The organism is Flavobacterium enshiense, from assembly GCF_022836875.1.
In the GTDB taxonomy this organism is placed as follows: domain Bacteria; phylum Bacteroidota; class Bacteroidia; order Flavobacteriales; family Flavobacteriaceae; genus Flavobacterium; species Flavobacterium enshiense_A.
In genome coordinates this window covers 2,865,581-2,877,174 of record NZ_CP090376.1, presented here as the reverse complement: position 1 = coordinate 2,877,174, position 11,594 = coordinate 2,865,581, and the positions used below count along the sequence as shown (strand labels likewise).

The 11,594-nt window shown below is 32.0% G+C and carries 10 protein-coding genes; 2 read left to right on the top strand and 8 right to left on the bottom strand.

Annotated features, from left to right (window positions below; genetic code table 11):
* Positions 1-662 precede the first annotated feature (662 nt).
* The 4 genes from LZF87_RS13110 to LZF87_RS13095 all read right to left on the bottom strand — a co-directional run bounded on the left by LZF87_RS13110 (position 663) and on the right by LZF87_RS13095 (position 4,502).
* The gene (locus LZF87_RS13110) at positions 663-1,244 is read right to left on the bottom strand and encodes a hypothetical protein (RefSeq protein WP_244339636.1); all 582 of its coding nucleotides are present in this window, start codon (positions 1,242-1,244) and stop codon (positions 663-665) included.
* Between the two features lie 199 nt (positions 1,245-1,443).
* The gene (locus LZF87_RS13105; protein ID WP_244339634.1) at positions 1,444-1,860 is read right to left on the bottom strand and encodes a hypothetical protein; all 417 of its coding nucleotides are present in this window, start codon (positions 1,858-1,860) and stop codon (positions 1,444-1,446) included.
* Positions 1,861-1,979: 119 nt separating this feature from the next.
* On the bottom strand, positions 1,980-2,966 hold the full coding sequence (locus tag LZF87_RS13100) for a phosphotransferase (protein ID WP_244339632.1): 987 nt from the start codon (positions 2,964-2,966) through the stop codon (positions 1,980-1,982).
* Between the two features lie 195 nt (positions 2,967-3,161).
* Complete coding sequence (locus LZF87_RS13095) at positions 3,162-4,502, bottom strand: DUF2268 domain-containing putative Zn-dependent protease (protein WP_244339630.1); 1,341 nt, start codon at positions 4,500-4,502, stop codon at positions 3,162-3,164.
* A 768-nt stretch (positions 4,503-5,270) separates the two neighbouring features.
* Between LZF87_RS13095 and LZF87_RS13090 the strand changes: the two genes are divergently transcribed.
* Together LZF87_RS13090 and LZF87_RS13085 are read left to right on the top strand one after the other, a co-directional pair.
* Positions 5,271-6,008: a hypothetical protein gene (locus LZF87_RS13090; RefSeq protein WP_244339628.1), complete on the top strand. Its 738-nt coding sequence runs from the start codon at positions 5,271-5,273 to the stop codon at positions 6,006-6,008.
* 643 nt (positions 6,009-6,651) lie between these two features.
* Positions 6,652-8,199, top strand: coding sequence for a hypothetical protein (locus LZF87_RS13085; protein WP_244339627.1), 1,548 nt, complete (start codon positions 6,652-6,654; stop codon positions 8,197-8,199).
* A 229-nt stretch (positions 8,200-8,428) separates the two neighbouring features.
* On the opposite strand, the gene LZF87_RS13080 is transcribed toward LZF87_RS13085, so the two are convergent.
* The 4 genes from LZF87_RS13080 to LZF87_RS13065 all read right to left on the bottom strand — a co-directional run bounded on the left by LZF87_RS13080 (position 8,429) and on the right by LZF87_RS13065 (position 11,456).
* Positions 8,429-9,076 carry a hypothetical protein gene (locus LZF87_RS13080; protein WP_244339626.1) on the bottom strand — a complete coding sequence of 216 codons (648 nt, stop codon included), beginning with the start codon at positions 9,074-9,076 and terminating at the stop codon, positions 8,429-8,431.
* Between the two features lie 111 nt (positions 9,077-9,187).
* Positions 9,188-10,006 carry an IS3 family transposase gene (locus tag LZF87_RS13075; RefSeq protein ID WP_244343817.1) on the bottom strand — a complete coding sequence of 273 codons (819 nt, stop codon included), beginning with the start codon at positions 10,004-10,006 and terminating at the stop codon, positions 9,188-9,190.
* Between the two features lie 23 nt (positions 10,007-10,029).
* Positions 10,030-10,413, bottom strand: coding sequence for a helix-turn-helix domain-containing protein (locus LZF87_RS13070; RefSeq protein WP_244338796.1), 384 nt, complete (start codon positions 10,411-10,413; stop codon positions 10,030-10,032).
* 206 nt (positions 10,414-10,619) lie between these two features.
* Complete coding sequence (locus tag LZF87_RS13065) at positions 10,620-11,456, bottom strand: DUF4886 domain-containing protein (protein WP_244339624.1); 837 nt, start codon at positions 11,454-11,456, stop codon at positions 10,620-10,622.
* Between the last annotated feature and the right edge of the window lie 138 nt (positions 11,457-11,594).

The window sequence follows — 11,594 nt, the reverse complement described above, 5'->3', positions numbered from 1 at the left end:
CCATTAGCCGGGTCGTTGTCGATAATCTTTTTTAAATGCTCTTCACTGTCAACAGATACAACGCCAACACCATAACCACCGTTTGGGGCAGATACAGGACCAAAAACAATTGCTGTTCCATCATTGAGAAGTGAAGTCCAATAGACAGCATGACTTTACATGATTGTTTTTTCTTCTGCCGTCATGTCAATCATAAATGTTGATCGGGGCGGATTTAATTTGAGGAAAAACTGCAGCTTAGCCATGATGTATTTAATTTATTGGTTGCTGCGAATCTTAGTTTATTCTGTATCAGTTATTACCGATAAGGTTCGCCTATTTTGTGGATCGAGGCGCTTGTTTTTGTTATTAAACCAAATATACAAGAAAAGAGATTTAGTTTAGCCTTACAATCTATTTGGATGAAGCCGATGTTAGTCTCTGGGCGATTGGTTTTCAGTAAAGTATATATTTTTTTGTGATTCAAAGATATCGTTCAGTGAGTTGCAGGAAACGTACGGAAGGCTTTAAGAGATGGTGTTTTTTATTACTGATGATTATAAGTATACCGAAAAGTCAGACAGGATAAATTGAAAACATAGGGGAGAATTACAATCACTGGCTCTTACCGTTATACACCCAAACTTCGCTTGTTCAAAACTGCTGTTGGTATGCTGCTGTAATTATTCTTTATCACAATATTTGAGTTTGTAATTACTTTGAGCATATTCTATAATTTTCGGAATCGAATCACAATTGACTGCTAATGTTGAAAAATTAATGGATCTTATAAAATTGTGCTCCTTTAAATTAATTTTTTCAAATTTTCTTAAACCAGAATTTAAATCATTTGATGTTTTCAAAATTCTATATTGAGGGATACCGTCAAAGTTATTTCCTAAATGCTGAATAATTATTAATTCTTTATTGCTTGTATTTTGATAAACAATCAAATCATTATTAAATGCTCCAAAATTATTTCCCTTAAATAATACAAATAAATAACTAACTGATATTATAAGTACCAAAGGGAAAAAAATTAAAATAATACCCTCAAGCCATTTATTTTTTCTAATATCATTTAATCCAATAATAATTAAATAGGTTAGTAATGTTAGAAATAAAAAAACTGATAAGTAGCCTTCAAATATTATTTGATAAAATTTTGTCCTAACATCAATGTTCCCTGGAAAAATAAAAACAGGAATTAGAGACAATAAAAATGCTGGGATAGAAAAAAGAAATAATTTGTTTATTAATTTCATATACGTTATCGTTAGAAACAGTTGAATACAACGTCTCAGGGATTTATGCCGGTAGGGACTTTTATTACTGATACTTGCAAATATATCGAAAATTTTGAAAGAAAAACCTTGTATTTGAAAAGAATGTGCAAACACTTACCTTTACCGATAAATCCTAAAAACCCCACTTGCATAAATCGCTTGTTAGCGGTTCAGTTGTTTAAAAATTCAATTTATCGTCTCTTTTTTCGTAAATATCATTTATTTCGATAAACATTATGGAATTTATTAATATGAAAATTATAGCATACCAAAAATTATAATAACCACTTAGCCAAGTTGATGCTCCAAATGTATGTGCAACCATGACAAAAAGAGCAAAAGTTTTGAGTTTTCTTTTTGATAAATTATAACCAATTATTCCTATCAATAGTAACCATATAAAACTAATAATGAATATTCCCGATGTATGATTAGCCATCATAAATGCACCAATAGGATTTCCTTCATTAGCTCTACTTAAATTTCCTTTCCAATATTCGTCAGACTGATTTACGATTGTAATGATCACGTCAAACAAACAAGCCCAATAAGCGGGAATTAATAAAATTAGTTTTGAATTTAGAATTTTATTCACGCTTTTATAATTCTGTTTAATTTTTTAATTGATTTTGAAGTAAAATTTTTACAAATATTGGTTAACCCGTAATTTTGTGTCAACTAACCGCTAACGTTCCGCGGGCTTGCTGCAAAATGCTAATTCTTTTGGATTTTATAATAATCAACCCAATCTTTTATTCTTCCAACAAACATTTTAAGATAGTTTTCAGTCAGAAATATATTTGACCAATCAAATCTTTGAGCTTGAACACCAAGATAAAAAATAAAAATTGATGCTCCAGTTTCTGGAATTAAGTTTATCTCTTTATCAGATAATTCTCTGAATTCTTTGTAACCTTCAAGAAAACTTTTGACTTTTAATTCGTATTGATTTTTGTCTTGTTCGATGAAGAATAATTGTTTGCAGAAATACCCAACATCTAAAATAAGTAATCCATTTCCGCAATTATCAAAGTCAAATATAGTTATTTCATTTTCTGCATTTATACTGAAATTGTCATACCAAATATCAAGATGAACAATTCCTTTTTGGTTATCTTCTAAATTGCTCTCTTGAAAGGTTTTTGATATTTTTTCACCAATTTCTTTTAGGAATTTCATTTCACTTAAATCTTCGGTGAAAAATGGTTTTAAATAATTATATGATTTTTTTAAAAGTATTTCAGAATTATAATTCACTCTATCGATTTTTTTGCTTGCCGTTATATTATGAATTTTAGCAATAAGAGAACCAACAGCAAAGCAATTCTCATTTGTCATAAATCGTTTTTTTTCACCATTTGCAAATGAAAATAGTACAACATACCGAATTCCTTCAGGAGCATTAATTTCTTGAATTAATTCATCGTTTTTATCAGAGATTGGAAATGAAATAGAAAGGTTGTTGTTTTTGAGTATTTTTAAGAGTTCTAATTCTTCCTTGATTTCAGTTTTACTTCTCCAATTATGACAGTAAACTCTAACAACATATTTTGTGTTTGAGTCTGAAATGAAATATGTGTGATTTACTCCAGTTCTAAATAATTTACATTCAAAATTGCTATTTAGGTTGTATTTTTCTATTATAAAATTGCCTAAATCTTTTTCTGATATTGTAGAAGCAATTACTGGGAATGTTGTCATTCGGCTTAGTTTTGGTTTAATTGTGGATAACGTCCCGCCGGCTTTGTGTCAGGTGGGGATTTTTATTACTGATGTTTAGAAATATATCGAAAATTTTGAAAGAAAAAGGTGAAAAACAGGAGTGAGGTGCAAGCACTGGCTCCTCCAATTACACTACGACCCCGCCATTATATAAAGCCGCTGTTAACAGAAGTTTTATTTTTTTTCCTTTTGGTCGTATTTACTTATTTGTAAAAACTTTATTGGATCTTTCATTTCTATTATATCAATTACTGCTTGTTTTTTGTCTGTTGCATTGTTATAATATTCTTTTGCGATTTTATATCCTATGTAATAACCTAAATCCGCTGGCTTGTCTTTAACGGTAGAATAGTTGTAAAGCCAATTCTTAATATTTTCATTACATAATTCATTTTTAAACTCTTTCCAAAGTTCTTTTTCATGCTTATCTCCATATTCTTGTGCAACTTTATTTATTTTGCTGCCAGTTGTAAGTTCACCAATGAAATCACAAAATCCTTCTTGCATAACGGCATATAAAAGGTCGCATCTTATTGCGTTTTTATCACCTGAACTAATTTGTTGCGTATGCACATATTCGTGTGACACAAAATTCTTTATTTTTTGAATAACATTATCACCGCTTCCCAAAACTTTACTAAGTGCATTATTATTAAATTCAGACAAATCTGTGTCTTTTGTTGATGCAGAAATTTCTGTGCCAATTAATAAAAAATTGTCAGATACAGTTCCTCCTGTACTGACTAAACCAATAGCAAAGCAAACTTTAAAAGGTTTGAAGTTAGGGTAAATTTCTTTAAATTTTAAAACAACTTCGTCAATTACCGGAACAGCCTTTTTTGCTTCGTAAGTATTTTTTCTGATAGAATTGTAAAATTTAGGCATTGTTGAGACAGCATTTACAAATTTTTCAGCGGTAAAATTTCTCTCTTTTATAAAATCTTCAAGACCGTTAGTCGCCCTGTCTAAATATAGTTTCTGAAATGATGCAATACTGTCATTTCGTGATTTGCATTTTTTCAAATTGTCAAATGCTTCCCAAAAATGGTCAATATCCAATGTTTGAATATTTTTTTTGTTTTCTGGTTCAAGCTCTTTTTTGATTTTTGCAATTTCTTTTAGTTCTGATTTTGAAAATTGTTTAATGGTAATTGAAACTTTGCCTTCAGCCGGATTTCCATTTTCGTCAAGTCTATTTATTGCTAAGTAAAAATCATTTGTTTCATTTGAAGTAAAATCAAAGGTTTCTAAACCATTTTGTCCATTTGGTGAATCTTTTTCTACGAGTTTTTTATTCGATTTATCAGTTAGAACTAAAACCACGTCAATTCCTTTTTGTAAAACCGAAATTTTATAGACTCCATTTTTCTCAAAATGTAGGGTGTATTTTAAATTTGCACTTTTATTAAGTTTTACGTCTGAATAATTTTTATTTAATTCAATTTTTTGAACATTTTGTCCAAAAGATATCATTGATAAAAACAATAATAATAGAATTGAGGATGCTTTTTTCATATTTCAGTTTTTCTGTTTCGTTACGTAAAATTTCTGCTAACGTACCGCCGGCTTTATGTTGAGGCGGATTTTTTATTACTGATGTTTACAAATATACCGAAAACTTTGAAAGGAAAAGCCTACTTAGGAGAAGAAAATATTCACTGATCATTACAGATAAATCCCTAAAGCTGTCATTTCTTAAAATCGCTGTTAGCGGAAGTTTTAAATATTTGAATTGTTTTTTTTCTTTAAGATTTTTATGTAAAGTTGTACTCCCATTATAATATTTTAAAAAAAAAAATCACAATACTGTTATGTTTTAAAAAAGTGATAAATTCTCTACTGTAAAGTCGCTCGGATTTCAAATTATCGCCATCGGGTTTTATTTGTTTTTAAGTATAGTTACTGTTCAATATGGGTACGGATTGCAAATCCGCGCGGTGCAACAACTGACCAATTTGCGCGATCGTGGCGTTTTTTTAAAAATATGGCAAAAACTACGGTACGAATACAAATCATAAATCAGAACACAAATTTCAGATCAATATTTTCTTATTCACAATGAAATTATATTTCCGCTTCTGTTTTTTTTATTACATTTAAATTTTAGAAGAACTTATTTTGAGTAAGCATGTTTTGAGGATTTTCTCCCGAATAATTTCGGGAGCGCAAAAAAAACACAACCTGTTTATTTTTAAATTAATAGGTTTAACTTCTTTTCAGAAATACATTAGGCGAATAGTAAAATTCCGTTAGCATTAAGCTAATTAATTTTAAGCAACCAAAATGAAAAAACATACAGAATCGATTTATTCAACACTAAAAGTGAATCATTCAAAACCAAATAGCCGAATAACAGCTGCCGATTTCTTACCCGATCCGGAATCTCGCTTAGATTCTGCACAAATGAAGTACAAACCATTGGCAGACTCTGATATTCCGTACAGAGACTTAACTAATGCTGAGACTAAACGAGAAAGCATTGGGCAATTGATCGATAAACTGGATGTTGTTAAAAACATTAGATACCAAAGAACAATAGAAGACACCTATTGTAATGTTTACTCTTACGATTATTGTCATTTCTGCAAAGTGTATCTTCCTACTGTTTGGTGGACAGATCAAGCCCTGGAAAAAATATTGGAAGGGCAAGATGTAGAACCACTTATGGGAGAAACGGTAGATCACATTTATTCCAGTGCCATACACGACTGGTTTTTAAAATGGGGAGATGATTTTGGATGGAAAAGGATGTTTACTGCTGAAGAAATTCAAAATAAAGTGAATACCAATGGAGGTGTTGGAATAATTTGTGCCAAAAGGAAAGAAAAAGGACTCTCTGGACATATCGCTCCTGTTGTCCCGGAAACGAACGAGCATCAAGCCTACAGAGAGAATGGCGTGGTAGTATACCCACTGCAATCACAAGCTGGAAAGGTGAATTACAATTATTTTTCAGAAGTTAAAAAAGATTGGTGGAATGACGAACTATATTCCTCCTACGTGTTTTATTACCATGACTAAGCAATGGACCGAGAGTTCATGATTTGATATACATACTAAACATCTGCAGGTTGCAGCCCTAATTTAGTAACCACAAATTACACGATTTAATTAGTGTGTATTTTTGTAATTTCTGCGCACTCCGCTATCTGCTCGAGTTATACTAAAATGCTTTTAAAGGCTAAAGCAAAATGCGCTAACCGCATAGTTTTAAACTATATCTGAAACCAATTAATCCAAATAATTAATCAGACAATTGGATGATTTTGTATTATTATTTGATTTTCAATGAATTAACCATTTGAAATAAGATAATAATGAGTACATTTGCAACCTGGAAAAAACAAGAACAGCAAAAACTGTAACAGGGTAATTTATATGCTTAAATTATTGATATGAAAGCGATTAATGACAGTAGTGATTTTATAACTGCATTACAAAATTTTGCTTTTTATCAATCGTTCAGTCGATTCAAATGCAAAATTTTTGAGACTGAAATATAAATTCCTATAATTTAAAAATAAGGGAATGGATTTAATAATTTGTTTAATCCGTTTGAATGACTGTTTTTATTTTGATTACCAGTAGATTAAACTAATGCTTCCGAATAAAAAATAATGACTTTAAAAAGTTCAAAATAACCATAAAAAGAAAACTAGTATAAATGAAAGACAATCAGACAAAAAAATATTATTGGGGAATTGGATTAGAAAACGAAACCTACATGCAATTTGAAGAATCCCTAATAGTTTCTGGTGAGTTTATACAAGAAAAAATTGGTTTTGAGCGATACAGCATTGATTATAGAAAATGCTATAAACCGGAAAGCTTGGCCCCCTTATTAAAAAAGGCTTTTGGTTGTAACGAAAACTACAAAGTGAGCCGAATGATTAATAGTCATTCGCTGGAAAAACTCGACAAAAAATACCAGCACAAAACGTTGCCGGATGTTAAATCATTAGTTGGAAGCGCCGGAGTAGATGCGGAGACGCCAAAACCGCTTTCAAATCCGGAATATTTGGGGAAATCCATTATGGAACTTTTTCTTGAGGATCAACCGTACAATATTCAAAGTATGATTACCCAAAGAAATAAAACGATGGGATCTGTACATTTTGATGGTGATTCTATCGAATTTGTAACCAAATATTTTGAAAACAGGACAATTTCAGATTCTTGTAAAGAGCTGGAAGCCACCAAAAAGTTATTCCTGGATAAAATTAATGAATCGTCAGTACTAAATGGGAAATTAAGCTTTCCGGATTACAATAGCGGTCTTAATATGTTCATGACCAATCAGGAAAATCTTGTTTTGTTTAATAATGGCACCTATCATTTTCATATTACATTACCCTCACTAACTGAAAACAGTAGGATTGTAGATTATATTGATTTTGATAAAACGCACGCAAATGCCATTTATTTGTTGCAATGGTTTGAGCCTTTTTTTATAGCGACTCTTGGCAGCCCCGATATTATGGGAGTAATAAGCGACAAATATAGCTTAGACAAAAAATTTACTTTAGGTTCTATGAGAAATGCCATGTCCCGATACATAGGGGTAGGGACTTTTAACAAATCGATGCCTAAGGGAAAAATTTTAACTTACAAAGTGGATGATTTCAGAAAGTTGCTAAAGTTTGAAAAAGAGGAGAACATTTGGTGGCGGGACCAGATTGAATTAGAAATGGAATATGAATTGCTTTCTGAAGTGGGTCTCGATTTTAATCAGGAAAAAATGTACCAAAGCGGTTTTGAATTCAGAAGTTTTGATGAATTTCCGGCAGCGTATTTAAATGACGTTCTTTTTTCAATTATCCTAATTTGTGAGCATTCTTTAAATCTTCCGGATGTTCAGTGGGGACATGACAGCGTGGCCTGGAATAATTTAGTTTTTAAAACCTTAAAATATGGTTATTTAACTGAAATTAATGCCCTCGAAAAGAAAGAAGTTTTAGATCTGTTACAAATAGTAACCCCCTCAGACAGTAACTACGATGCGCTCAAAACCGAATTTGAAGCTATTGTAATGTTGGACGAATTTTTCTTTAAAATTTTGGCTGTTTTACATGAAAAGTACAAAGACCATAACGTATGTCTGGATTCTATGTATGGGCAAAAAACCAGTTTTCCTCCAAAATGGGATAACTTCAACAAATACCAAACAGAGCAGCATCTACAACAAATAGAATCTTTCTCTATAATTCAATAAAGATAAATTTTATCATTTGTTGCATTAAGTTATTGAATTCTCCTTTGTTTCATTTTGCTTGCCTATAACGTAAAAGCATTGTTGCAATTGTGGTTAGACTGGCACAATGCTTAGATTTAAAACTAACCAAACAAGTACAAACACAATTATTAATTAAACCTGATGCCACAATTGCTACAATGTAGTGTTATCGGCAGTTTTTTTTCCACAATGTAGTTATGTTTTCCATTTAATTCGATGGTGCATTCTTGAAAACGCGAGCAATCATAACACATACGATTGGAAAGCCAACTCCATATCCAAAAATACCAATCAACCGCCAAATCAAATCTCCAACTACAGGTCCGATTAGTCCGAAAATGCATAACAAGCCTGTTGCTATTAAGGCTATGCGCACTGCTTTTTCACTCCCCTGGCCTCTAAAAGCAAATGCAGCAAAAAACATTGATAGCCCGAAAAACAAATGCCATGCAACAAGTTCAATTGCAAACATCATGGATGGCCATTCCCAACCCAGAAACCGCACGTAATCAATTTTTTGTTGAACGCTGATTTGTCTCCACAAAGTCAGGTTTACAAAGTGCACCATGACAGTTGTTCCTGCCAACAATAACATCCATCCCAAAGCCATCATGCTAAAAACTTTAGCACTTTGAGGCGTGCATTCATGTATAGCTGCCATAAGAAGTATTAATAAAGGAGCGCCAACAAGAGTAATTACTTCTGCAATTGCTAAGTACGGTTCTTTCAGGACACCTTGACCAATTACAATTCCTATGATTACTATTAAGTCATAAATAATGAATAAAACAAAATTTGCCCAAGCCGACCGCAATCCGAACTGTAATATCTTATGTGAACCTGAAATAATATCCATTTAGTTTTATACGATTTTGTTCATTATGATCACCGGTCTCGATTATTTATTTTTCATTGGCGAAATTACCACTGTCTGTCTTGTCCTGAAATAGGTTGACCATTTTGGTTATTAATTCAGGTTGTAAAATTTGTATTTATGCATTTGATTTTTGTGTGCAAACTCAGGTGTTTTCATATCTAAGCTGTAGTGCCTTCTTTCATTATTGTATGTGTTTACCGCCTGTTTAATCATTTTCTGAGCCAAGACTAAATTAGGTAATGTTTTTAATAAACCAAACTCATATTTCAAAATTCCGTTAATCCTCTCCGCTACTGCGTTTTCATAAGGGTCGTATTGCTGGGTTGTACTGAGTAACATGCCGTTGTTTTGCGCGAATTCGGAGAACTCGGGACAGCAATACTGTATTCCCCTGTCGCTGTGATGAATGATGTTTTGATGTTTATGCATTCTGTTTTTTAAAGCCATTTGAAGAGCATCTTTCACTAATGTAGCTTTCATATTCGTATCGAGTTTGAACCCCATTATTTTCTTGGAATAGATGTCTGTTACCAAAGCCAAATAAGCGTGTTTTTCTTGTGTTTTAAGGTAGGTTATATCGCTGACCCAGATCTGTTCCGCGTGAGTAGGAGTGATGTTCTTAATTCGGTTTGGCGATTTATAGAAAAAATGTTTGGAATCGGTTGTGATATGGAATTGCTTAGTTTTCTTAACCAATAACTGATGTGTTTTCAAGAACCTAAAAAAGTTATCTCTTCCCATTTTTATATCCCTCTTTTCCAAATCATCTTTAATGTCCAGGTACAGTTTTCTTCCACCGTACCGGGTTTGTTTTTTCCTGATAGGCGCAATGAGTTCTTTAATTACAATAACTTGTTCTTCTCGCTGTTTATCAGCTTTGATTCGTTTATAATAAGCTTGTTTGGATATTCCGAAACATTGATAAAGCCATTTTACTTTAAAAGGTTTCTTTTCTTTTTCTCTATCTCTTTTACTAATGTTTCGGGCAACGACTTTTTTGCGATATCCAGTCCTGTGGTTACTTCAAAATCAGCAATGATGTCTTGTTGGAAGTCTTTAATAAATTCCAGTTCTTCTATACGTTCTCTTAGTTTTTTAATCTCGTCGTTCTTGCTCATTGCTTTGGATTTGGATGTAAAGTTAGATAATTTCTTTCTCCAATAGTCAATGGAACTTCGAGAAATGCCATACTTTTTGGCAGCATAGTTTACAGAGATTTGTCCATTATTAATTTCGTCAATGATGGAAAGTTTGAGATCAAAACTGATTTTCTGATACTCATTTTTTCGGCAGGGTTGTTTTCTTGTTGTTTCCATAGGATACTAAAAGTGTTTAATTTTTAGTCAACCTATTTTAGGACGACGCATTTGGAAGTATAGCATACAACGTGTCGCGGCTTTAAGAAGTTGGGGATTTGTAAGCTCATAACTTTCGATTAAGCACTGAAAATAAAAAGCACAAAACAAACTTTAAATTAAGCCCTAAAACCCCAATTTCTTAAAACCGCTGTTGGCAGTAGTTTTTATTCTGCAATTTTTTTAAGTAATTTAGCTGTTTTAGGTTCAATTTCTCCGTTGTATTTTAAATTAGATACTTTTTTATTAGACAGCATTTGGTAAAAAATACAGGCATTTAAAAAAGCACCATACTTATTCGGATGGCTATCGTCTTCGTAAAGTTCAATTTCAGGATATTTTGTCCGTACTTCATAAAATTTATTTCCGTTATCCGATTTTATGAGGTCATTTTCTTTGGCAACCAAATCATAAGCCTCATTAATTATCTTAACCTCTTGTTCTAAACTTTCAAGAACAGGTGAGCAACATTTGTCCTTTTTTATTGATTTGTCAATTTGACTTGCTGGATAGCAATATTGTTTGGGATATTCGTTTTTTAATGGCCAAGTATTGAAAAGTATAAATCTACAGTTGGTATTAGAAACCAATTTCTTAATATCTGAAATTGCCTTATTCGTTTTTAGTTCACGATTTTCGGTGATTAAAACACTTATAGTTCCAGTTTGTAAAATGACAATATCCCATTGTTTCTCAGCAATCTTGATTTCTGTTTCTGTTTTTTCTCCCTCTTCTTTTTTTCTTGTGCTAATTCCATTTTCTGTTCTTGATGTTATTATGTCAGATAAATGACCAGTTAATGACATTCCAGGAAACGTGCTTTGTTCAATTTTTATATTTGGTTCTGTTTCATTAAGCATTTTTTGGACTGTCTGCGGCATATCGTAGAAATATGTCAAGCTATTTCCAATAAATAACACATTTATTTTTTCCGCTGTATCTTTTTGTTGCGAATTACAGCTAATGATTTGTAGTGTTATTAAAATTAGTAGAATGTTTTTCATAAATCACGATTTTTCTCAAATTACTGCCAACGTCCCGCCGGCTTTGTGTCAGGCGGGGATTTTTGTTACTGATGTTTACAAATATACCGAAAAGTCTGAAAGAAAAAAGTTGAAAAATAGGAGGGAAGTGCAAACACT

Bases quoted from the DNA above. Each gene is read 5' to 3' on its own strand.
- LZF87_RS13070 (WP_244338796.1), bottom strand. From the start codon at position 10,413: ATGGAAACAACAAGAAAACAACCCTGCCGAAAAAATGAGTATCAGAAA.
- LZF87_RS13085 (WP_244339627.1), top strand. From the start codon at position 6,652: ATGAAAGACAATCAGACAAAAAAATATTATTGGGGAATTGGATTAGAA.
- LZF87_RS13100 (WP_244339632.1), bottom strand. From the start codon at position 2,966: ATGACAACATTCCCAGTAATTGCTTCTACAATATCAGAAAAAGATTTA.
- LZF87_RS13065 (WP_244339624.1), bottom strand. From the start codon at position 11,456: ATGAAAAACATTCTACTAATTTTAATAACACTACAAATCATTAGCTGT.
- LZF87_RS13080 (WP_244339626.1), bottom strand. From the start codon at position 9,076: ATGGATATTATTTCAGGTTCACATAAGATATTACAGTTCGGATTGCGG.
- LZF87_RS13090 (WP_244339628.1), top strand. From the start codon at position 5,271: ATGAAAAAACATACAGAATCGATTTATTCAACACTAAAAGTGAATCAT.
- LZF87_RS13110 (WP_244339636.1), bottom strand. From the start codon at position 1,244: ATGAAATTAATAAACAAATTATTTCTTTTTTCTATCCCAGCATTTTTA.
- LZF87_RS13095 (WP_244339630.1), bottom strand. From the start codon at position 4,502: ATGAAAAAAGCATCCTCAATTCTATTATTATTGTTTTTATCAATGATA.